At 64.2% G+C, this 22,391-nt stretch carries 20 protein-coding genes and 1 pseudogene; 10 read left to right on the top strand and 11 right to left on the bottom strand.

The features are described 5' to 3' along the window. Positions 1 to 6 precede the first annotated feature (6 nt). The 4 genes from LPJ38_RS20230 (at position 7) to LPJ38_RS20215 (ending at position 5,112) form a co-directional block, all read left to right on the top strand. A complete protein-coding gene (locus LPJ38_RS20230) occupies positions 7 to 1,017 on the top strand; it encodes an ABC transporter permease (RefSeq protein WP_145639658.1) in 1,011 nt (336 codons plus the stop codon). Beyond that, positions 1,014 to 1,862 carry an ABC transporter permease gene (locus tag LPJ38_RS20225; protein ID WP_145639660.1) on the top strand — a complete coding sequence of 283 codons (849 nt, stop codon included), beginning with the start codon at positions 1,014 to 1,016 and terminating at the stop codon, positions 1,860 to 1,862. The genes LPJ38_RS20230 and LPJ38_RS20225 overlap by 4 nt, the downstream gene beginning before the upstream one ends. After that, positions 1,841 to 3,565 (top strand): ABC transporter ATP-binding protein, encoded by a 1,725-nt coding sequence (locus LPJ38_RS20220; protein ID WP_145639662.1) that lies wholly within the window; start codon positions 1,841 to 1,843, stop codon positions 3,563 to 3,565. The genes LPJ38_RS20225 and LPJ38_RS20220 overlap by 22 nt, the downstream gene beginning before the upstream one ends. Positions 3,566 to 3,759: 194 nt before the next feature. Next, positions 3,760 to 5,112 carry an FAD/NAD(P)-binding protein gene (locus tag LPJ38_RS20215; protein WP_145639664.1) on the top strand — a complete coding sequence of 451 codons (1,353 nt, stop codon included), beginning with the start codon at positions 3,760 to 3,762 and terminating at the stop codon, positions 5,110 to 5,112. Between the two features lie 40 nt (positions 5,113 to 5,152). Here the strand turns inward: LPJ38_RS20215 and LPJ38_RS20210 are convergent, their stop codons facing one another. From LPJ38_RS20210 to LPJ38_RS20195, 4 genes are all read right to left on the bottom strand, one after another. After that, the gene (locus tag LPJ38_RS20210; protein WP_145639666.1) at positions 5,153 to 5,554 is read right to left on the bottom strand and encodes a VOC family protein; all 402 of its coding nucleotides are present in this window, start codon (positions 5,552 to 5,554) and stop codon (positions 5,153 to 5,155) included. 134 nt (positions 5,555 to 5,688) lie between these two features. After that, the gene (locus LPJ38_RS20205) at positions 5,689 to 7,479 is read right to left on the bottom strand and encodes a class II aldolase/adducin family protein (RefSeq protein ID WP_231088356.1); all 1,791 of its coding nucleotides are present in this window, start codon (positions 7,477 to 7,479) and stop codon (positions 5,689 to 5,691) included. 136 nt (positions 7,480 to 7,615) lie between these two features. After that, positions 7,616 to 7,999, bottom strand: coding sequence for a 4Fe-4S dicluster domain-containing protein (locus tag LPJ38_RS20200; protein ID WP_145639670.1), 384 nt, complete (start codon positions 7,997 to 7,999; stop codon positions 7,616 to 7,618). Further along, positions 7,996 to 9,600 (bottom strand): FAD-dependent oxidoreductase, encoded by a 1,605-nt coding sequence (locus LPJ38_RS20195; protein WP_145639672.1) that lies wholly within the window; start codon positions 9,598 to 9,600, stop codon positions 7,996 to 7,998. Before LPJ38_RS20195 ends, LPJ38_RS20200 begins: the two co-directional genes overlap by 4 nt. A gap of 470 nt (positions 9,601 to 10,070) precedes the next feature. Here LPJ38_RS20195 and LPJ38_RS20190 point away from each other — a divergent pair, with 470 nt between their 5' ends. From LPJ38_RS20190 to LPJ38_RS20180, 3 genes are read left to right on the top strand one after another with little or no spacing between them, the layout of a single operon-like run. After that, the gene (locus LPJ38_RS20190) at positions 10,071 to 11,075 is read left to right on the top strand and encodes an ABC transporter substrate-binding protein (protein WP_231088355.1); all 1,005 of its coding nucleotides are present in this window, start codon (positions 10,071 to 10,073) and stop codon (positions 11,073 to 11,075) included. Between the two features lies 1 nt (position 11,076). Beyond that, complete coding sequence (locus LPJ38_RS20185) at positions 11,077 to 11,892, top strand: ABC transporter ATP-binding protein (RefSeq protein WP_145639675.1); 816 nt, start codon at positions 11,077 to 11,079, stop codon at positions 11,890 to 11,892. Next, positions 11,885 to 12,709 (top strand): ABC transporter permease, encoded by an 825-nt coding sequence (locus LPJ38_RS20180; protein WP_145639678.1) that lies wholly within the window; start codon positions 11,885 to 11,887, stop codon positions 12,707 to 12,709. The genes LPJ38_RS20185 and LPJ38_RS20180 overlap by 8 nt, the downstream gene beginning before the upstream one ends. Before the next feature lie 22 nt (positions 12,710 to 12,731). On the opposite strand, the gene LPJ38_RS20175 is transcribed toward LPJ38_RS20180, so the two are convergent. From LPJ38_RS20175 to LPJ38_RS20150, 6 genes and pseudogenes are all read right to left on the bottom strand, one after another. Further along, on the bottom strand, positions 12,732 to 13,079 hold the full coding sequence (locus LPJ38_RS20175) for a DUF3088 domain-containing protein (RefSeq protein WP_145639681.1): 348 nt from the start codon (positions 13,077 to 13,079) through the stop codon (positions 12,732 to 12,734). Positions 13,080 to 13,106: 27 nt separating this feature from the next. Then, positions 13,107 to 13,427, bottom strand: coding sequence for a 4Fe-4S dicluster domain-containing protein (locus tag LPJ38_RS20170; RefSeq protein WP_145639684.1), 321 nt, complete (start codon positions 13,425 to 13,427; stop codon positions 13,107 to 13,109). Continuing rightward, entirely contained in the window at positions 13,424 to 14,557 is a 1,134-nt protein-coding gene (locus tag LPJ38_RS20165; RefSeq protein ID WP_231088354.1) for an FAD-dependent oxidoreductase, read from the bottom strand. The genes LPJ38_RS20170 and LPJ38_RS20165 overlap by 4 nt, the downstream gene beginning before the upstream one ends. Before the next feature lie 12 nt (positions 14,558 to 14,569). Further along, positions 14,570 to 14,821 (bottom strand): hypothetical protein, encoded by a 252-nt coding sequence (locus LPJ38_RS20160; protein WP_145639687.1) that lies wholly within the window; start codon positions 14,819 to 14,821, stop codon positions 14,570 to 14,572. Beyond that, entirely contained in the window at positions 14,818 to 15,648 is an 831-nt protein-coding gene (locus tag LPJ38_RS20155) for a MetQ/NlpA family ABC transporter substrate-binding protein (RefSeq protein ID WP_145639690.1), read from the bottom strand. Before LPJ38_RS20155 ends, LPJ38_RS20160 begins: the two co-directional genes overlap by 4 nt. 29 nt (positions 15,649 to 15,677) lie before the next feature. Further along, positions 15,678 to 16,996 (bottom strand): annotated as a pseudogene (locus LPJ38_RS20150) (O-acetylhomoserine aminocarboxypropyltransferase/cysteine synthase family protein). A gap of 251 nt (positions 16,997 to 17,247) precedes the next feature. On the opposite strand from LPJ38_RS20150, the gene LPJ38_RS20145 reads away from it, so the two are divergent. From LPJ38_RS20145 to LPJ38_RS20135, 3 genes are all read left to right on the top strand, one after another. Further along, positions 17,248 to 18,648 (top strand): LLM class flavin-dependent oxidoreductase, encoded by a 1,401-nt coding sequence (locus LPJ38_RS20145; RefSeq protein WP_145639694.1) that lies wholly within the window; start codon positions 17,248 to 17,250, stop codon positions 18,646 to 18,648. A 194-nt stretch (positions 18,649 to 18,842) separates the two neighbouring features. Next, positions 18,843 to 19,808: an aliphatic sulfonate ABC transporter substrate-binding protein gene (locus LPJ38_RS20140; protein ID WP_145639699.1), complete on the top strand. Its 966-nt coding sequence runs from the start codon at positions 18,843 to 18,845 to the stop codon at positions 19,806 to 19,808. Positions 19,809 to 19,852: 44 nt separating this feature from the next. Beyond that, the gene (locus LPJ38_RS20135) at positions 19,853 to 21,193 is read left to right on the top strand and encodes an LLM class flavin-dependent oxidoreductase (RefSeq protein WP_145639701.1); all 1,341 of its coding nucleotides are present in this window, start codon (positions 19,853 to 19,855) and stop codon (positions 21,191 to 21,193) included. A 13-nt stretch (positions 21,194 to 21,206) separates the two neighbouring features. Here the strand turns inward: LPJ38_RS20135 and LPJ38_RS20130 are convergent, their stop codons facing one another. Continuing rightward, the gene (locus tag LPJ38_RS20130) at positions 21,207 to 22,298 is read right to left on the bottom strand and encodes an LLM class flavin-dependent oxidoreductase (protein ID WP_145639703.1); all 1,092 of its coding nucleotides are present in this window, start codon (positions 22,296 to 22,298) and stop codon (positions 21,207 to 21,209) included. Between the last annotated feature and the right edge of the window lie 93 nt (positions 22,299 to 22,391).

The following is a 22,391-nucleotide window of genomic DNA, read 5'->3' as shown; positions in this document are numbered from 1 at the left end:
ACCGGCATGAGAAGTGCCTATCTGTCCTATGCCGCAAAGCGTTTCGCCCAGGCTGTCATCGTCATCCTGTTGGCTTACGTCTTCACCTTCGTCGTCGTCAGCATCCTTCCCGGCGATCCCATCACCAACGTGCTACGCGCCCCCCAGAACGGGTTCAGTGAGGACCAGATCAGGCAGATCATCGCCGCCCAGGGCTTAGATAGGCCGATTCCGGTCCAGCTCTGGACGTCCTTGTCCAACTTCGTGACGGGTGACCTCGGCTTGTCGATGCGGTCCAGCCGGCCGGTGACAACCCTGATTGCCGAGGTTCTACCTTCGACGTTGATCCTCGCATCAGCGGCGTTTGCCATCGCGCTGCTGCTGGCGCTCACGATTGCCTACGGCACGCAGTTTGTTCCGAAACGTTGCGGCCAGGGCTTGCTGCGCGGTTTCCCGTCGTTGTTCCTGTCAGTGCCGAATTTCGTGATCGGCCTGGCACTGATCCACATCTTCGGTTTCCAGCTCGGGCTGTTTCGGGTGATTGCGCCTGATAGCTTCTGGGCAACTTTCTTCGCCGCGATCGCGCTCGGGGGGCCCGTCTCCGCGCGGATCACCGAGGTGCTGATCGCGAACCTCGACAAGGAGTCCGAGCAGGAATACGCCGCCGTTGCGCGCAGCCGTGGACTGGGACAAGCGCGTCTGTTTGCCAGGCATTTGCTCAAACCGTCTTCGCTCCCGGTCGTCACCGTCATTGCACTCGCGATCGGCGAGTTGCTCGGCGGTTCGCTGATCACCGAGACAGTGTTCGGACGCACGGGCATCGGCAGCCTGGTGCAGCGCTCGGTGAGCACGCAGGACCTGCCTGTCCTGCAGGCGGTCGTCTCGCTCGCCGCAGTCGTGTTCGTGCTGGTCAATTTGATCGCCGACCTCGTCTACCCGCTGCTCGATCCGCGCGTGAAGCTGATCGGAGGTCGCAGGGTGCGCCCGACCACCGCTGACGACAGCGCGACTGCCACATCCGCAGCGGTGACATCATGACCCTCGCCTCCTTCTCTTCTGTTTCGCGCGGCACGTCGCTCGGCTGGCTGTCAGCTCTTCGCGCGCCGCCGACCGTCGCGCTTTCTTTCGTGGTCATCGCGCTCGTGATCGCCTGGTCCGTAGCGCCGGGCTTGTTCACAGGCCATAGCCCGGTCGCCGGCGTTCCCGCCGAGAAGCTGCTCAGCCCGAGCGCCGCGCACTGGTTCGGCACCGATCACCTCGGCCGAGACCTCTATACCCGCGTCGTCTACGGCACCGCGTCCTCGGTGACGAGCGCGCTCATCGCCGTCGTCATTGCCGCTGTTGCGGGCGGACTCATAGGCCTCCTGGCCGGCTTTCTCGGCGGCTGGGTGGACATCGTGCTCGCCCGCCTGGTCGACGTGCTGCTGGCGATCCCGAACTTCCTGCTGGCGGTCATCGTCGTCACAGCGATCGGTTTCGACACCACCAACGCCGCGATCGCGACCGGCGTCTCCGCGGTCGCCGTGTTTGCCCGGGTGATGCGCTCGGAAGTGATCAAGACCCGGCAGGCGGTTTTTGTCGAGGCCGCGTTCCTGATGGGCGGCTCGCGCTGGCACATCTTGCTGCGGCACGTGCTGCCGAACGCGTCGCGCTCGGTGCTCCCGCTCGCGGTCTTGCAATTCGGCCTGTCGATCCTGGTGATCGCGAGCCTTGCCTTCCTCGGCTACGGCGATCCGCCTCCCGCCTCCGACTGGGGCCTGCTGATCTCGATCGGCAAGGACTACCTCAAATGGCCGTGGCTAGTGTATGCGCCCGCCTTCGTGACAATCGCGACCGTCCTCTCCGTGAACAGGATCAGCCGATGGCTGCGCAAGACAGACTGACCGCAAACACATTCACGCGCGCCGAGCGCACCGCGCCAGTGCCGCTGCGCCCGCTTCCGCTGCTCCGGGTCGATGGCCTCTCGGTCTCTTACGGGCCGCACGAGGTCGTGACCAATGTCGGGTTTGAACTCGGCCGCGGCGAGAGCCTTGCTCTCATCGGGGAGTCCGGCTCCGGCAAATCGACGATCGCCCGCGCGGTGCTGCGGCTGCTTCCCAGCGGCGGACGCGCCACCGGCCGCGTCGCGTTCGACGGCCAGGAGGTGCTTGATATCTCCGAGCGCGGCTTCCGGCCGCTGCGGGGACGCGCCATCGGGTTCGTGCCGCAGGATCCTGCCAACTCGCTCAATCCGGTGCGGACGATCGGCGCCCAGGCACAGGAGGCCGCCGCGCTGCTCGACGAGCCCGACACGGCGATCCGCAAGCAGCTCATCCTGGAGACCTTCGCCGAAGTCGGGCTCGACAACCCTCAGCGTGTCTACGACTCCTACCCGCACCAGCTGTCCGGTGGCATGCTCCAGCGCGTGCTGATTGGCCTCGCGATTCTTCCGCGGCCGGCACTGCTGGTGGCGGACGAGCCGACTTCTGCGCTCGACGTCACGATCCAGAAGCGCATCCTCGACCTGCTCACGCGGCTGCAGCACGACTTCAAGATCAGCCTGCTGCTCATCACTCACGATCTGGCGATCGCCGCCGAACGGGCGAACGCGCTGGTGGTGCTCAAGGATGGCGTCGTTCAGGAAGCCGGCCGGACCGCTTCCGTCTTCTCCTCGCCGGCGTCGGCCTACGCGCGAAAGCTGCGCGCCGACGTTCCGGCCCTCAATCCTGACCGCTACGCTGCCCTGCGCGACGCGGGCTTCCAAACCCTCAAGACCGGCGACGCTGCGACACCAAAGATCGAGGTCAGCGCCGTCACGAAGACCTTTACCGTTGACGGCAAGACGCTGACGGCCGCCAGCGATTTGTCGTTCACAGTTCCGGCCGGCACCACGCACGCGCTGGTCGGCGAGTCCGGCTCGGGCAAGACGACGGCGATACGGCTGCTGCTGGGCCTCGAGCAACCTGACGCCGGCACCATCTCGGTCGCAGGCGAACCGATCACCGGTCGTTCGCCTCAGGCACTCCGCTCTGCATGGCGTCATCTTCAGCTGGTCTACCAGAACCCGTTCACTTCGCTCGATCCGACATGGACGGTCGAGCAGTTGGTGCGCGAGCCGCTCGACCGCTTCAAGGTCGGAACGCGCAAGGAGCGCGACGAGCGGGTACGCGAAGCGTTGGCCGACGTCCGGCTCGGCGAGCACCTGCTGTCCCGCAAACCAGGAGCTCTGTCAGGCGGCCAGCGCCAGCGCGTCGCCATCGCCCGGTCGCTGGTGCTCGAGCCTGAGGTGATCGTGCTCGACGAGCCCACCTCCGCACTCGACGTCAGCGTCCAGGCCGACATCGTCGAAGTGCTACTCTCGCTACAGGCCAATCTGGGCCTGACCTATGTGTTCGTTTCTCACGACCTGGCGCTGGTGCGCCAGCTCGCCCACACCGTCTCGGTGATGCACCGCGGGCGGATCGTCGAGCATGGAGCGGTCACCGCGATCTTCGACAATCCGCAGCAGCCCTATACGAAGTCGCTGCTGGCCTCGATCCCGTCAGGTGTCAGCGGTGCGATGCACGCACAGCAGCCGCAACTCAAACTCGCCGTGGCTGCCGAATGATCGACACCTCACAGGGCGACAGCCGCCGCGTAGCGGCATAAACATTCTATGCACCCCAAGTTCGATAGAAAATGACTGCGCGCTTTCAACCTAGGGAGATATGTCACGTCCGTCCGACTATCACCGTAATCGGGTCGTAGAACCAAACGCAGTCCTGCAAAGTTGGTCGACCGACGAAAAACGGGGGCGGCACGATGGGTGCGGAGGGGCGGCACGCGATCGTCATCGGGGGAGGCGCCAGCGGCGTCCTCCTCGCCTTTCAGCTGCTGAAGACCAATCCATCCGATCTCCGCGTGACCTTGATCGAGAAGAGGCCCGAGATCGGACGCGGACTTGCCTATCATGCAGGGAATCCCGAACATCTCCTCAATGTGCGCGTGACGAATATGAGCGCGCTGCCCGACGATCCCGAGCATTTCTGGAACTGGCTGTGTGCGCAGCCCGCCGGACCGTTGTGTCCGGATCCCTATTGCTTCGTTCCGCGGCAAACCTACGGGGACTATCTCGCCGATCTGATCGCGCCGCTGAAATCGCGTGAGGGGTCTAATGGCCTGGCCATCGTACGTGGCGAGTGCGTATCGATCCACGAAAATCCCTCCGACGTCGCAGTCACCCTTGCAGACGGAACATGCTACACCGGGAGCACGGCCATTCTCGCGACCGGCCATGATGCCGCAGTGCGGCTGCTGGCGGGCCACGCCGAACCGTGGGCCTCACCCGCCGAGGCCGGCATCGACACGAAGGCCACCGTGCTCATCCTCGGCACGGGTCTCTCGATGGTCGACTATGTCCTGTCGTTGCTTCGCTACGGACATCAGGGGCGGATCGTCGCAATGTCGCGGCGCGGCCTTCTGCCGAGAGCCCACCGACGCGTCGATCCAATGCGCTTCGCCGAAGGCGAGATCCCGTTCGGCGCCGAGATCGGGCCGCTGCTGCGCTGGTTTCGCCACCGCATCGAGATGCACGTCACTGAGGGCGGCGACTGGCGCGGTGCCGTCGACGCGATCAGGCCTTTCACCCAGCGGCTTTGGCAGGAACTGCCGTTGAGCTCCAGGCGCCGTTTCCTGGAACACGCCCGCGCCTGGTGGGATGTGCATCGTCACCGCACCGCGCCGGAGGTCGAGGCTCGCATTGCGGAGGCTCTCGCGGCAAAACGGCTGACGGTCATCGCCGGCAAGCTCGCCGCCATCGCTCCGAATCCCGACGGCGCGATCGTTCGCTACCGCAGGCGCGGCCAAAGCGAGACGTCCGAGCTTCAGGTCGGAGCCATCGTCGACTGCACCGGCATCGTCCGGGATCCAGGTGCGAGCACCAACCCGGCCGTACGCAGCCTGCTCGACCAAGGCCTTGCCCGCATCGATCCGCTGCGGATCGGCATCGACGTCACACCCGACTGCGTAATCCTCAATCGTGACGGGTCGCCCTCGCGCCGCCTCTACGCCGTCGGCCCGCTGACGCGGGCCGCGTTCTGGGAGATCATTGCCGTTCCCGACATCCGACAGCAATGTGCGGAACTCGCAGCACGCCTCGGCAAACATTCGTTCTAGGTCACAGAGGGCCGAGAGCCAGATTCGTTATAGGAGCTCTCTATCCCCGTTCAATCACCTGTGCGATCTCCCAGACATGGCCTGAAGGATCAGCAAAGGACGCGGTTCGCCGCCCCCAGGGACGATCGATCGGCCCGTTGAGCAGGCCGACGCCAATCTCCCGAAGCGCCGAACACACCTGATCGACGTCAGCAACCCTGATCGTCAAGAGCGCGCGTGCCCCTGCGGAGGACTGCGCGACGCGCGACGGTTCAACGAGCGGCGGCGCTTGCGACACGTCGAGAAGATTGATCAGGAGACCACCAAATCGAAGGACGGATGAGACTGCGTCCTCCCAAACAGTCTCAGATGCGAAAACCCTGGCGTAAAACGCTCTCGACGACACGATGTCGTCGACAAATAATGTGATGACTTCAACTTCGCTTGGCAGACCATTGACCATGCCGCCCTGCTCCTCACCGTTGCTACGGCGGCTTGCACACGCAAGATGAACCGCCTGCCGTTATATCTCACGATGTCCGAGCGTGGCGCAATGCAGGGAACCGGGCCATTGGCCCGGCTCAGAGGCCTTGATTCCTAGTTAAACAGATCCGGCTCCGCCTCGCTGATCCAGTCCCACAACGGCTGGAAGCTGAAGTAGCCGCCCTTGTGGGTTCCGACCTGCCGCGAGGTCAAGCTGGCGATCTCGTGCGGGATCGGCTTTGGCGTGCCGGCGGCCTCGGCAAGCAACTGGGCGCGCGCGGCATTGTCCATCGCGATGTACCACCAGGCGGCCGCCTCGATGGTCGGCCCCACCGTGAGCAGGCCGTGGTTCTGCAAGATAGCAGCCTTCTTCGATCCCAGCGTCTGCGCGATCTTGCGGCCCTCTTCCGCTTCCAGCACGACGCCTGAGAACGGATCGAACAGCACGTGATCCTCGTAGAAGGCGCAGGAGTCCTGCGTCAGCGGATCGAGCAGGCGTCCGAGCGCCGACCAGGCCTTGCCATAAGTCGAATGGGTGTGCGCCGCTGCGATCACCTCCGGATGCGCGGCGTGGATCGCCGAGTGAATTACGAAGCCGGCCTGGTTGATCGGCTTGTCGCCGATCAGGATATTGCCGTCGTGATCAACGAGCTGAAGGTCGGAGACCTTGATCTGGCTGAAATGCTTTGACAGCGGGTTGATCCAGAACCTTTCAGGGAATTCTGGATCGCGCACGGTGACGTGGCCTGCGAGCCCCTGATCGAAACCGTAGCGCGAGAACAGGCGGAAGGTTGCGGCAAGCCGCTGCTTGCGATGCAACCGCTCTTCCTCGAACGTCGCCGCCGGCTTGCGCTCGACCAGGGAGTATTTCTTCGGTTTCTCGACGACCTTGTTCATTGTTGCCGTTCCCTTTCTAGTATTCGAGATTCTTGTCGAAGACGTCGGCCAGCGCCACGCCATGCGCGTAAGCGTCGAGGTTGACCAGGGTCTTGTCCGCCAGCCGCTTGGCATCCTCGCCACCCGTCCATGATACATGCGGGTCAGGACGACCTTGGGATGGTGATAGATCGGATCACCCTCCGGCGGCGGCTCCGGGTCGGTGACATCGAGCGTGGCGCCGGCAATCCGTCCATCATCGAGCGCCTGCAACAGCGCGCGCTGATCGACGATCCGCCCGCGTGCGACATTGATCAGGTGCAGCGACGTCTTGGAGCGCGCCAGCACATCGGCGTTGATCAGACCCGCCGTTTTGCTCGTCGCTGGCAAAGCGAGGACGAGATGATCGGAAACCGCGACCAACTCCTCGATGCTGTCGACAGGCTGGATGCCCGGAAGGACATATGGCCAGGCCGAGCGCCGCAAAACCCTGATGTTGACGCCGAACGGCTTGACGCGCTCGACGACGGCGCGGCCGATGGCACCGAATCCCGCGATACCGATCGTCTTGCCGCTGAGCGAGCCCAGCGGGGTGATTTTCCATTCTGCACGGCTGCGCGGCCGGATGTCGTGGATGCGTTTTTCGAAGCTGAGGATCGCCGCAAGGACATATTCGGCGATCGGATCGGCCGAGATGCCGCGGCCGACCGTGACCACGGGGCCATCGAGCAACCAGGCCGGAAAGAAATCGACGCCCGTCGAAGCGGTCTGGATCCAGCGCAGGCCAAACGGCCAGCCGGCGGGCTTCTCCGCGGGCGCACCGTGCCAGCCGGCGAGCGGCCGCGTCAGCAACACGTCAGCCTCGGGCGCGATCTCCCATGGCGCGCGATCAGCAGGATGATCGATGATCAGCGGACGCGACCAGTGATCGGCCAGGACGGCACGAACCTCCGCGCCGAGCTGATTGACGATGATCGGCGACCGCACGCTGGTGGAGGCGCGTCTGCTTTCAATTCGCGGAGTGTTCATGTCCTGCAGCTTTGCGATGGCAATAACGAGGAGATGCTAGGCGCTCGGACCAAGATAGTCTTTTCAAAGATCGCCGCTGTCCTGCAACAACAGGACGACGCATCCCGGCACGACAAACGAGTTTGTCTCTCCGGACTCACTTGGTGCGGATCACGTCGGCCGACGTCACTTTCGCCTGCGCTGCGGCCTCGCCGGCGCGGCGGAAGACTGTTTCCATCAGCCATTGCTCGTTAGGAAAGCGATCCCACCATTCGTCCCAACCGGAATGCTTGCGGTATTGACCGAGGCGACCGGAGGCCATCACCTCGGTCTCGTCCACGGTGACACGGCGGTCGCAATCGGGTGCGACGTAGATGGCGTCCGCCCGGCAATAGAGCTCGCACATGAAGCAGGTCTGGCAATCCTCGACACGCGCGAGAATCGGCAAGCCACCTTGCCCGGCGTCGAGCACATTGGCTGGACAAACCTCAACGCATGTCCCGCAATCCGTGCAGCGGTCCGCGACGATGAGCTCGATCATGATGCCGCCTCGAGCTGACCGGACTTGGCGTCCACAGGAGCACCATCGGCGGCGACCCAGATCTGGTCCAGCCCGCCACTCAGCAGACGGACTGCGAGTCCGGAATCCCGTGAAGGGAAATCCTCGCGGCGGTGAAGGCCCCTGCTCTCCTTCCGCGCTGCCGCCGTGGCGACGGACCAGCGCGCTGTTGCCAATAGAGCCGCCGTCTCGCGCGAGGCGATTGTGCCTGTGTCCGCGTGATCGGCCAACTCGGTCCAGAATTCCTCCAGGACGCGTGCAGATACCGCAAGTCCTTGCCCGGTGCGGAATAGACTTTTCTCGAACGGGTGCATTTCGGCGCGCACGCCGTCGCGAAGCGCGGCGAGATCGACGGTCTTGGCGACCCTGCGGGGTTCACGCCCGACGCGACCAAGTGGCCGCAATCGGCCCCCGCTCCTCTTCGCGCTTCGCGCCAGGCGCGCCGCTGCACGCCCGGCAAACACGCCGGACGACAGCGCCCAGGCCGAGTTGACATTGCCACCGCCGGAGATCGCGCCCGCAACCTTCTCGCGCGAGGCATTGTCGCCGGCCACGAACAGTCCCGGTACCGACGTCCTGCCATCCACGTCGTGCACGCGCACGCCGCCGATGCCACGAATGGTGCCGTCATTGTGCAAGGTCACCTCGAAGCGGTCGCGATACGGATCGATCCCCCAGCGGTCGAACACCAATGGCACGTTCGGCGAAATCGTGTGCATCCGCGCCTTGATGTCGTCGGGCAAACGGTGCAGCGAGCAGTAGACCGGTCCGCGCTGAAGAGCGCGTGCCAGGCGAATGGTCTGGTCGGGGCCGAAAGGAATATCGAGCTCGCGCCCGTCGGCATCGTAATAGGTCGCGAACGAATACGCCATGCTTCGTGTCATCGTCGAATGCGCGGGTGCAATGGTGTAAGCCGCAGTGAACTCCATGCCGGACATCTCCGCGCCCGCTTCGGCCGCCATGAGATAGCCGTCCCCGGTGTTGGTTCGCGAACCCAGAAGGTGGGAGAGGAAGCTGGTGCCGCCAGCTGCGAGCACCACCGCGCCGGCCTCGATCCGATACGCCCTCCCGCCATCCTGCCGGCGCTGGCCGCGGACACCGCCAATCGAGCCGTCCGATCGCGCCAGAAGCTCGAGCACGGGCGAATGATCGAGGATGGTGACGCCGTGGCTCAGCACCTGCTGCCGCAGGGCGCGCATATATTCGGGCCCGCGGACTGCGCGATAGTTTACCCGCCCCTCGTCATCCACGCCGAACTTGTAATGGCGTGCCAGCGTCGGCAGCGTGCGCCAGGTCTGGTCGAGGACGCGATACATCCAGTCCGCTTCACCAAGACCGAGGCCACTCGTAACACGATTGGCGACGGCCGCATCGCGCGCCGCCGGAGGATCCGGCGGGACCCACCAATGGCCCGGCCCCGCCGCAGCCGTGACGCCGCTGGTGCCGCAATAGCCCTTGTCGACCAGCACGACCTTCGCCCCCGCTTCCGCGGCAGAGGTCGCAGCCCAGGCACCCGCCATCCCGCCGCCGACGACCAGCACGTCGGTCGCCAGCGACAGCTCTTCGAGCGTGGACAACACCATGATCTCTGCCTCTGACAAAACGGCGGCTGGCCGGCACCGGAAGATGCCAGGCCATGCCCATCGCCGCGATGTTTGAGCCGGACCCCGGCCGCGTCAATGAAAGGCAAAACTCTTTTGGCGGCTTGCGGCGAACGAGACGCCCTGCCGTCTTCGATGTCGGGAAGACGTCTATTTCACCGTAGAACAGACTTCTCCGGAGAGGACGGCGACTGAAACGTAATGTCCTTCTATTGTCAGGTCCCGTCGGACGCCCGAAAAGCGGATCGAAGCTCCTCAAGGCACAGGAACAGACTTCCTTCATCGAAGCACCATGGGAGAACGGATTTCTCGTCAAACGCGGCGAGCAGGTGCGTTTCTTTCGAAAATGGCGCAGCGACATCAGTTCACTGGACCGGCTGATTGATTTCCTGAAGTGTGCCGCATGGCTCGTGGTGAGCCCTCGCGCGAATTGGAATTCAAGAGACGTCAACATGAATAGATCGAGGCTTTTGCAGGCGGCGCTCGCGCTGATCATTACGCTGGGCGGCGCGAATGGCGTTCGCGCCGAGACAGGCCAGCTTCGCATCGCCCAACAATTCGGCATCGCCTATCTTCCGCTCATCGTCGCCAGCGAGAAGGGGCTGATCGAGGAAGAAGCCAAGGCACTCGGCATTGCGCCGCCAAAGATCGAATGGCTGCGGCTGTCCGGCGCGGCGGCCATGAACGAAGCGCTCATTTCAGGCGGCCTCGATTTCGCGACGGCCGGCATCACGCCGATGATCCTGACCTGGGACAAGACGCGGACCACCGCCAAGATCATCGGCGTCGCCGCACTGGGCTCGATGGCCAATATCCTGACCACCAACAATCCCAACATCAAGACGCTGGCGGATTTCACCGAGAAGGACCGGATCGCTCTGCCCTCGGTCAAGGTCGGCTTCCAGCCGATCGTCCTCCAGATGGCGGCGGACAAGGCGTTCGGCAAATACGACAAGCTGGACGAACTCACCGTCAGCATGCCGCATCCGGACGCGACGGCCCAGATTCTGTCGGGCCATTCCGAGATCACGGCGCATTTCACCTCGCCGCCGTTCTCGCAGCAGCAACTGGCGAGCGGCAAGGTGCATCAGGTCCTCAACAGCTACGACGTGCTCGGCGGCCCACACACCTTCAACGTGGTTTATTCCACCACGAAGTTCGTCAACGACAACCCGAAGACGATTTTGGCGTTCGTCCGCGGTCTCGATCGCGCCAACGAATGGATCAAGGCAAACCCGAAGGACGCCGCCGCGCTTTACATCAAGGCGGAAGGTTCGAAGCTTGCGCCTGATTTCGTCGAGAGCATCATCCGCGACAAGGACGTGAACTTCACCACCGCGCCCGAGGGCGCCCAGAAGTTCGCGGATTTCGAGGCCAAGGTCGGCCTGATCAAGCAGGCGCCGGCATCATGGCGGGATCTGTTCTGGTCCGGCCTCGGAGAGAAACCGGGAAGCTGACATGAACGTCGCTCCGCGACTGACGGGCCTCGTCGGCGATACGGCGTCGCCGACACTACTAGAGCTCGATCACGTCAGCATCAGCTATCCGACGCCGGACGGCATCCTCACCGCGGTTGAAGACGTCAGCTTCAAGATCGCGGCCGGCGAACGGCTGGTCCTGCTCGGCCCGTCAGGCTGCGGCAAGTCCACGCTGCTGCGTGCCGTCGGCGGTTTCCTCAAGCCAAGCGCCGGTGAAATCCGCATGAACGGCCGGCGGATTGCAGCCCCGGCGCCGGACCGCATGACCGTGTTTCAGGAGTTCGATCAGCTGCTGCCGTGGCGTACCGTGCTCGGCAATGTCCGCTATGCCCTGGAGCGGGGAAGATCGCTGCCGCGGCGAGATGCAGAAGGTATTGCGCGGCGCTGGCTTGAGCGCGTCGGACTGAAGAATTTCGTCGACGCTTTCCCTCACACCCTGTCCGGCGGCATGAAGCAGCGCGTCGCGATCGCGCGGGCCTTTGCGCTGGAGCCGGCGTTGCTGTTGATGGACGAACCCTTCGCCGCACTTGATGCCCTGACGCGGCGGCAGATGCAGGACGAACTGCTCAAGCTGTGTGAGGAGACCGGCAACACAGCCCTGTTCGTAACCCATGGCATCGACGAGGCGATCCGCGTCGGAACCCGCATCCTGGCCCTGACGCCGCACCCGGGACGGCTGGCCGCCACCTTCGATGTCCCGCCGGACACCCGCGCCCGCGGCAGCTCGGGTTTCGGTGAGCTGGAACGACGCATTCAGGAGACCGTGTTTTCTGCTCCGGAAATCAACCATGTCTGACATCACGGTCCCGAAACTCGTTCGTGCGCCAGCGCTGCGGCGGGCGCTCGAGGGAACACCCTGGCGACGCTTCATAATCCTCGCCGGCTTTGCGCTCGCCTGGGAGCTCTATGCGCGCTGGCTCGACAACGCGCTTCTGCTGCCGACCCTGGGCGCGACGCTGTCGGCGCTGTGGTCGGCCGTCCTGTCGGGCGAGCTGCCGAACCGTGCAGCGACCTCGCTGCGGGTCCTCATCACCGGCTATGCGCTGGGCGTTGCCGTCGCGGCGGTGCTGACGACCCTCGCCGCCCTGTCGCGCTGGGGCAATGAGGCCCTTGGGCTGTTGACGTCGATGTTCAACCCGCTTCCGGCCATCGCGCTGCTTCCCATTGCGCTGCTCTGGTTTGGGGTGGGAACGCCTAGCCTCATCTTCGTGATCGTGCACTCCGTTCTTTGGCCGGTGGCCCTCGCCTGCTACGGCGGCTTCCTCGCGGTGCCGCCGACTTTACGAATGGCCGGCCGCAACCTGGGCCTCTCGGGGGGCCGGTTCGTCGCGGAGATCCTGGTGCCCGCGGCCTTCCCACAGATCCTGTCGGGCTTGCGGATCGGCTGGGCGTTCGCCTGGCGCACGCTGATCGCGGCGGAACTCGTGTTCGGCGTCAGCGCGCGGTCCGGCGGGATCGGCTGGTTCATCTACACCAGCCGCGCGCAGCTGGAGACGGCAAGCGTCTTTGCGGGACTGCTCACGGTGATCCTGATCGGTCTTGTTGTGGAGGGCGTGATCTTCCGGAGCCTGACGCGGATCACGGTTCAGCGCTGGGGGCAGGTGCAAACCTAGGTGCCGACGATCCCGATCGGTCCTAATGGTGAAGATATGGGAATGCGTAGCGATCAGCCAGATAGCGGAGTATTCGCTCCGAGGAATCGATGAAGCGCCGGCCGTTGGCAACGCCTGCGTCCTCGGGCACCGGCCGGCTTTCATCGAAGACCAGAACCGGAAGCGATTGGTGCTGCTCGCCCAGGATTTCGACGAGGGGCGTTCGCGGACGCGCGAACGGCAGGCGGTGCACCTCGATCTGCGTTGCCAATCCGGGAAACGACGCCAGCAATCCCTCGATAGCATTACAGTGCGGGCAGACGAAGAAGCGGCCCCGCCGTTCGGGATCTTCAAATCCCGGCTTCAACAGAAAGAGGCGATCTCCGCTCATGGCAGGCCTCCAGAGGCGACATGAATCTCAATGGCCGAACAGCCGATAGCTCCGATCGGCCGCTCGCAGGTGCCGGCTCTCCTCGACCCAGCCCACCGCTCGCCGATAACTGCCCAGCAGGGTCGCCTCCTTCAACGCGGCCACGTCGACCGCCTGCGGCGCGTCGGCGAACGGCGAGACGAACAGCGCATCCTCGGGACAATAGAGCTCGCACAGGAAGCAGGTCTGGCAGTCGCTCTGGCGCGCGATCCTGGGAATGCCGTCCGTCTTGTCGAAGACATTGGTCGGGCACACGTTCACACAGATGTCGCAGGCCGTGCATTGTTCGGCGTCGATAACCTCGATCATTCGGCGGCCTCCGCATATTGCTTAGACGCCAACGGGCGCGCCGATGTCCAGACGTCGTCTAGCCCGCCGGTCGTCACGAAATGGAGGTAACGGTCGTCCTGTTCGGGGTAGTCGTCGCGGCGGTGCATGCCCCGGCTTTCCTGACGCGCCAGCGCGCTGCGATACATCCAGCGCGCGGTCGCGAGCATGGCCGCCGCTTCGCGCGCGCGCAGCAGTTCCTGATCGTCTGGCGCATCGGCGGCCGATGCATCCGACCACAACGCATCCAGCCGACCGAGCGACTCGCCCAATCGGCCAGCCTCGCGGAAGTAGTTCAGCTCATAGGGGAACACCTCGTCCTGGACGCTTCGCGCGAGCGCGCCGCCCTGCAACGGCCGACCATTGCCGGAGCGCAGACCAACAGTGCCCCGCCGGAAAGATTGGCGTCCGCTCGTATTGCCAAGTTGGCGCGCGAATTCCGCGGCGCCCTGGCCTGCCCAGTAGCCCGAGGACATCGCCCAAGCGGCGTTGTGGCTGCCGCCGCCGGTGAAGCCGCCGCAGATCAGTTCGCGCGTCGCGGCATCGCCTGCCGCGTAGAGACCAGGGACGGTGGTCGCGCAACTGTCGTCGATGATCCGCAAACCACCGGTACCGCGAACGGTCCCCTCGAGGCGCAGCGTGATTGGGAAACGTTGCGTGAAGGGGTCGATACCGGTGCGGTCGAACGGGAGAAAGAAGTTGGGCTGCGACACGCGCATGTGCCGCTGGGTCTCGGCGTCTGCCTGATCAAGCTGCGCGTACACAGGGCCTTTGCGGAGCGCACGCGCAATCACGGAGCGGCCACCTTTCGACGACGCGCCAGGGATGACGCTGCCCTGCTCGTCGGTGAAGCTCGCCCAGCTGTAGAACAAGGTCTTGGTCACCGATCCGAAGGCCGGCGAGATCGCGTAGGCGTTGGAGAACTCCATGCTGGTGAATTCCGCACCCGCTTCCGCGGCGAGGAGATAGCCGTCGCCGGTCAGCACGTTCGAACCGAGCGTCTTGCTGAGGAACGCGCATCCGCCGGTGGCAATCACCACGGCGAACTCGACAGCTTCTCGGCACGACTTGGTGGGTTTGTCATCGCTCGTCTCCGGATTGACTCTGTTCATCTGTTTCGGCGCCTAGCCGACGCGGGCAACCAGGACGTCCGCCGTGGCATCCGCGAACTCGGAAGACATGTCGTTGAAGAGAGCAAATTCCTGAACCGTCGCAGCACGCGGCCGATGGTTCCGACACTTGGCGCCTTGTCGATTCAGGAAAAATCGGTCCAGCGCCTGCACAAACCCGGGCGAGCCCGCAATCTCCGACGCGTGCCTCTCACTTCCTGCCACGAAGGCAAAGCTCATCTGATTCACGTCGACGACATAGATCATGGCGCAGTTTCCCGAACGAGGCCGCTCTCCTCGCTTCCAAACCCTGCGGGAATGAACGCCGGGATCTTCTCTTCGATGAACTGCTTCACCTCCGGCGAGTTGAACACCTGGATGAAGGCCTTCAGACGCGGATCGTCCTTCTTGTCGGGCCGGGCCGTGAAGCGCAGCACGAGGCCATCGTCAGCGGTGCGGTCGATGATCAGGGCCGATTTGGGATCACCGCCGGCCGGAATGAGGTAAGTGATGTTGACGAGCGCCAGCGTCACGTCGTCAAGCGATCGGTAGGTCTGCGCCGGGTCGAGCTCGACGATCTTGAGGTTTCTCGGATTCTCAACGATGTCGAACTTGCTGACCGAGAAGCCCTTACCCGGTGTCAGCGTGATCAGCCCGGCGCGCTCCAGCAGGATCAGCCCCCGGGCGCCGTTGAGCGGCTCATTCGGAATGGCGACGCTGTCGCCGGACTTGATCTCGTCGAGCGTCTTGACCTTCTTCGAGAACAGGCCGACCGGTGCGATCACGCCGACCTTGTCGACCTGCACGAGATTGAAACCGCGCTGCTTGTTCTGGAGCGCCAGATAGGTCGCGTGCTGGAACAGATTGGCATCGACTTCGCCGCTGTTCACGACCTCGTTCAACGCCACCCAGTCCGACAGCTCGACGATCTTGACGTCCTGCCCCTTCTCCTTGGCGAGCTTGGCGGCAAAGGACGCCAATTGCCCGACCGGGCCGGCGCTGGTGGCGATCTTCAGCGGTTCGCCAGCGACGGCGGCGGCTGTGAATGCGAGCCAGAGGCCTGCCGCGTGAGCGGTACGACGAAGGAATTTCATTGTATCACTTCCCATTCAGTTGACGCGTCTCACGCGGCCTTGCGGGCGCCAGCGTCGGCCTGGGCCAGCGCCTGGCCGAGATCCGCCAAAATGTCGTCGGGATGCTCGATCCCGACCGACAGGCGGACGTAGCCGGGCGTGACGCCGGCGGCGAGTTGCTCGGCTGTGGTCAGTTGCTGATGCGTCGTCGACGCCGGGTGAATGGCGAGCGACCGGGCGTCGCCGATATTGGCGACATGATAGAACAGTTTGAGCGCGTCGATGAAGCGACGGCCGGCCTCGACGCCGCCCTTCAGCTCGAAGCCGACGAGGGCTCCGTAGCCGCCCTTCAGATACGCGTCGGCGCGGCGCTTGTTCTCTCCGCTCTGCAAGCCGGGAAAGATCACGTTTGACACCGAAGGGTGTTTCGCGAGGAAGTTCGCGACTTTCACCGCATTCTCGTTGTGCTGGCGGATGCGCAGCGGCAAGGTCTCGAGACCCTGGATGAACTGGAAGGCATTTTGCGGCGCGATCGACGCGCCAAGGTCGCGAAGCAGCTTGACGCGAGCCCGCAGGATGTAGGCGATCGGACCAAGCGGCTTCGCCGCCTCGGTCCAGATCGCGCCATGATAGGCCTCGTCAGGCTTGTTCAGCAGCGGGAAGCGCTCCGCATGCGCAGCCCAGTCGAAATTGCCGCTGTCCACGATGGCGCCGCCGATCGCGGTGCCGTGGCCGCCGATATATTTGGTCGTGGAATAGACCACCACCGCTGCGCCGTGCTCGAACGGACGCGCGATCAGCGGCGAGGCCGTGTTGTCGAGAATGAGCGGCACGCCCAGCGAGCGGCCGATATCCGCGACTTCCTTGATCGGGAACACGTTCAGCTTGGGGTTCGGGAGCGTCTCGCCGAAATACGCCCGCGTCTTTGCGTCGGTCGCGCGGCGGAAGTTTTCGGGATCGGCGGGATCGACGAACCGCACCTCGATGCCGAACTGCTTCAGGGTCTGCGACAGCAGCGTCCAGGTGCCACCGTAGAGATCAGTCGACGACACGATGTTGTCGCCGGCTTGCGCGACGTTGAAGATTGCGAAGGCCGAAGCAGTCTGCCCTGAGGCAACGGCGAGCGCGGCCGCCCCGCCTTCCAATGCCGCAAGCCGCGTCTCGAACGCCTCCTGCGTCGGATTGCCGATGCGGGTATAGATTGTCCCAGTTGCTCGAGCGCGAACAGGCGCGAGGCGTGGTCGGCGTTCTCGAACTGGAATGACGTGGTCTGGTATATCGGAACCGCCACTGCGCCGGTGGTGGGATCGGTGCGGTACGATCCGCCGTGCAACGCCAGCGTCTCGAAATTCCGCGTTTCCAAGGCCATCTGCTTTTCCCTTTCGATCTCGAGAGCGCGCCGTGCGTGGCTCGCAATGCTTTTCGACGAAAATGATGCGGCCGGATTCCGCCTCTGTCGAGCGTGTCAGAAAGATAGCGACGCATGTGCTGCATCATCGCCGCCTCGCAACGTGTTTGTTTCCGTGCCTTCGCCGAATTGGAAACAAACTCGCTCGCGCAAAATGTTAATAACGGTCACGCGCAGCGAATGTGCTTCGCAAATAGACGATGAGCCAGATTATGACGAGACCGCGCGAGCTGCGCTTCAACGCTTTCAACATGACGGCACCAAGCCACAATTGGGCCGGCCTGTGGTCTCATCCGCGCGATGCGTCCATCGACTACAACACGCTGGATTATTGGGTCGACTACGCCAGGGCCGCGGAGCGTGGACTGCTCGACGGCATTTTCCTGGCCGACGTATTCGGCGTGTACGACGTCTATGGCGGCACTGCCGATGCCGCCGCCCTGCATGCTGTGCAGCTGCCCAACGCCGACCCGACACTGCTCGTGTCCGCCATGGCGCTCGTCACCAGCCATCTCGGCTTTGGCATCACATCCAACCTGACCTTCGAGCACCCCTATCAACTCGCTCGCACGTTTTCGACGCTCGACCACCTCACGAAAGGCAGGATCGGCTGGAACATCGTCACCGGCTATCTCGAAAGCGGCGCGCGCGGCATGGGCCTTCCGGCTGGCCGCGCCCACGACGACCGCTATGACGCGGCCGAGGACTTTCTCACCGCGACCTACAAGCTATGGGAGGGAAGCTGGGAGGACGACGCCGTTCGCCGTGACCGCGGCAGCCGCATCTTCACGGATCCGGCAAAGCTTCACCGCGTTCTCCACGAAGGCCCCTACTTCAAGGTCGACGGCATCCATCTCGCCGAGCCTTCGCCGCAGCGGACGCCGCTGCTGTATCAGGCCGGCACCTCCAAACGCGGCCGCGCTTTCGCGGCCCAGCACGCGGAAGCGATCTTTCTCAACGGCCAGACCAAGCCGATCCTTGCGCGCGCCGTTCGCGAGATACGCGATGCCGCCAAGGCCTATGGCCGCGATCCCTACGACATCCGCCTGTTTGCCGGCGCGACCGTGATCGTGGCGCCGACACGGGCCGAGGCGAATGATCTGCTCGACGACTACGCACGGCATGTCGACCAGACCGGCCAGCTCGCCTTGCTGTCGGGCTGGACCGGCATCGACTTCTCGACTTATCGGCCCGACCAGCCGATCGAATATGTCGAGAGCAACGCCATCCAGTCGATGGTCGAGAATTTCACGGTGCGGAGCGACCGGCCGGTCAAGGTCGGCGACCTCGCGAAGCTCAGCCGCGCCGGCGCCCGGTCGCCCTTCGTGGTCGGCTCGCCGCAGGACGTCGCCGATGAGCTGATTGCCTGGGCTGACGAGACCGACGTCGACGGTTTCAACCTGTTCCGCCTGGTCGCGCCGGAATCGCTGAACGCCTTCGTCGATCTCGTTGTGCCGGAGCTGCAATCGCGCGGCGTCTACAAGACCGCCTATCGCGACGGCACGCTGCGCGAAAAGCTATTCCCGGGACGCGGCCCGCGGCTGCACACAACGCATCCCGGCGCGGGCTTTCGGCGCTCAGCCGACACGCTGCGATCCGATGCCGCCGAATAGCGGGGCGACCGATTTCCGATGACGAGCTACATCGCGTGGAAAATTCCGTTCTCGGATTGTGTCCGACCGGAGACGCTTCGTTCTCCAACTGCGCTGCATTGTGAAATTGCAACACAGCCTAGCTTGCCGGCACATTGCGGCCTGCAGTTTGTCAAACGCGTCGCCAAAGCGACTTAGCTCCAGGATCATTGTTCATGTCTGGTCTCACCTCCCGCCTGCGGGCCCTCGCCGCGGCCGCACTCAGCATCTTCGCCATGGCGTCGATTCAGCCCGCGACGTCCGAAGAGATCCGCATCGGCTATCAAAAATCCTCGACGCTGACGGCGATCCTGAAAACGAACGGCGAGCTGGAAAAGGCGCTCGCGCCGCTCGGGGTCACCATCTCCTGGCACGAGTTCACCAGCGGCCTGCCGCTGCTGGAAGCCATCAACATCGGCAGCATCGATTTCGGCGCTGATGTTGCCGACACCGTGCCGATCTTCGCACAGGCCGCCGGCGCCAAGCTCGCTTATGTCGCCGAGGAAGCCGCCTCGCCGGCAGCGCAGGCGATCGTCGTGCCGCAGTCTACAACCATCAAGACCGTTGCCGATCTCAAGGGCAAGAAGATCGCGGTGACCAAGGGCGCGGGGAGCCATTATCTACTGCTTGCGGCGCTGGCGAAATCCGGGCTCAGCTTCAAGGACATCACGCCCGCCTATCTGACGCCGGCGGACGGCCGTGCGGCGTTTGTCAGCAACAATGTCGATGCCTGGGTCGCCTGGGATCCGTTCCTGACCAGCGCCCTACATCAGACCAAGGGTCGGATCCTGTCCGACGGCAGCAACGGCCTTGCGAGCTACAAGCGCTATTACCTCGCGTCGGCCGCCTATGCGGATAAGCATGCCGAGGTGCTGAATGTGATCTTCACCAAGCTTGCCGCAACCGGCAAATGGGTGAAGGCGCAGCCAAAGGACGCGGCCACGTTGCTGGCCGGGCTCTGGGGCATCGACGCGGCGATCGTCGAGGAGGCCAACAGCCACCGCTCCTATCAGGTGGGCGCAGTCACCGGATCAGGCCTGTCGGAGCAGCAGCGCATTGCCGATGCGTTTCACGCCGAGGGTCTGATCCCGGTGAAGCTCGACACCACGACCATCAAGATCTGGTCGCCGAAGGGGTCTTGATTGCTGACCGCTTGAGGCTCAGGCCGCTGAATTTTGGGAATCCCATGGCTCCACGCCAATTGCACCTGAACGTCAACCTGCTTCACTCCGGCGTCTATCCGTCGGCCTGGCGCCTGCCCGACAGTGATCCGCGCGCCTTCTTCGACCTCGGGCACTACGTCCGGGTGGCGCAGATTGCAGAGCGCGGCAAGCTCGACGCGATTTTTCTGGCGGATTCGCCGGCCGTGAATGATCGCATCGACTACCGGTCGTTCACGTCGCTGGAGCCGACCATCATTCTGGCAACGGTCGCGGCCGCCACAACGCATGTCGGCCTGATCGGGACGGTGTCGACGAGCTATAACGAGCCCTACAACATTGCGCGCCGCTTCGTGTCGCTCGATCACGCGAGCGGCGGCCGCTCGGGATGGAACGCGGTCACGACCGCAGATGCCGCTTCAAGCCGCAACTTCGGCCTCACGGGTGCCTTGGAGCACAAGGCCCGCTACGAGCGCGCCAAGGAGTTCACGGAGGTCGTGCACGCGCTGTTCGACAGCTGGGAGGACGACGCCTTCGTCGGCGACAAGGCGAGCGCACGATTTGTCGATACGTCGAAGGTGCACCCGATCGCGCATCGCGGCCCGCATTACACGGTGGCCGGACCGCTGAATGTCCCACGCTCGCCGCAGGGGCGTCCGGTGACGGTGCAGGCGGGCGGCTCCAACGATGGCCGCGACTTTGCCGCCGCCTATGCAGAGGCCGTGTTCACGCTCGCGCAGTCGATCGAGGAAGGCGTCGCCTATGCGCGCGACCTGCGCACGCGCGCCGCGGCTTACGGCCGCTCCGGTGATTCCATTGTCATCCTGCCGGGACTTGCGACCGTCATCGGCAGCACGGAAGCCGAAGCAAAGCGGCGGCAGGATGAGCTTTGGGAACTGGTCCCCATCGAATACAGCCTGGCGCGTCTTGCCGGCACGCTTCAGATCGACCCCGCTCTGCTCGAACTCGACAAGCCGCTTCCCGACCCCTTGCCGCTTCCGGCGAATGCCAATCACACCATGTTCCAGGGCACCGTGAACCTTGCCCGCCGCGGAAATCTCACGGTCCGCCAATTGATCCGCGCGCTCGGCGGCGGCGTTGGCCATCGCATCATCGTCGGGACGCCGGAGCAGATCGCGGACGATATCGAGGCCTGGTTCAAGGCCGGTGCCGCGGACGGCTTCAACCTGATGCCGGACGTTCTGCCCACGGGCCTGGAGACCTTCGTCGAGACCGTCGTGCCGATCCTTCAGAAGCGCGGTCTGTTCCGAACCGAGTACACGGGCACGACATTGCGCGACCATTTTGGTTTGGCACGGCCGACGAGCCGCTTTGCGAAGCGAGCGCCGGAGGTCGCGTCGGCCTGATCGTCGCGACGGCCTATCCTACGGGATGGGCCAGCTTCGCAGCAGGCCTGGCCGATTGTCTGGCCCGAACGCGGGGAATAATCTCGTCTGCAAAGCGCCGCATCTCTGCCTCGAACGGCTGGAATTGCAGCATGAAGAGTTCGATACCGGCGGCATGGAACGCCTCGATGCGTACCGCAACCTCATCGTAACTGCCGACCAGCCCCGCGGCCGTACCCCCATTGCTGCCGACCCGCGGCGTCTTCTGCATCGTCTGCATCATCACGACCTTCGGATCGGTATTCTGCTTCTGGATTGCCTTCATCGGCGCGTCCTTGGCCGCAAGCCTGAGCAGCCGCTCATAGGCGACCTGCGCCTGCTCCCGGGTCTCGCGTGCCACGACAAAGGCGGACAGACCGAAGCGCAATGGCGGCGCTGAACCGCGCGGCCGCGCCGCGACATCGGCGATCAGGCCGGCGACATCATCGAGCGGCTGGCCGTTGATGAACCAGACATCGCCATGGCCGGCGACCAGATCGCGCGCGGGCTCGGATTCCCCGCCGACATAGATGGCGGGGCGCTTGCGGTACAGGCTGGTCGGCCGCAGCGCATAATCCGTGACGTTGAAGTGATCGCCGCTGAAATTGAGGCGCTCGCCCTCCATCAGGCGGGACACGACGGAGATCCATTCCTTGCCGTAAGCATAGCGCGCATCGTGCTCGGGAAAGCCGATCCCCGCCTTCTCCAGCTCAGGACGATTCCAGGCATTGACCAGATTGATCGCAAACCGGCCGCGGCTGATGTTCTCGATGCCGAGCGCCAGTTTGGCAAGCACCACGGGGTGATAGAGATAAGGCTTGATGGCGGCGATGATCTCGATGCGCCTGGTCAGCGCCGCAATCGCGGCGGCAGCGCTCCAGGCTTCGAGCTGATCGAGATCCTCCTGATGCGGATTGATCGTGTGCTGCGCGATCAACGTCGAATCGTACCCGAGCTCCTCGGCTGCAAGAATGAGATCACGATTGCGCTCCCACGAGGCGTCATAGGGCTCTTCGGGGTCCTGATGTGCAGCACGCGGCCCGTGCACCAGCGCCCAGATGCCGAAGCGAAGAGGTGCAGCCGTCATCATGCTCTCCCGTAACTCTCTCGACTTTCGCCGTTCTCGCCAATCGCCGGAGCAAGTTCAAGCAGACGCGCATCAAAAGATTTTCTTTGTCGC

The organism is Bradyrhizobium daqingense (genome assembly GCF_021044685.1).
Classification (GTDB): Bacteria; Pseudomonadota; Alphaproteobacteria; order Rhizobiales; family Xanthobacteraceae; genus Bradyrhizobium; species Bradyrhizobium daqingense.
Note: the sequence above shows the minus strand (reverse complement) of the source record. Positions and strands in the feature narration are given on the sequence as shown.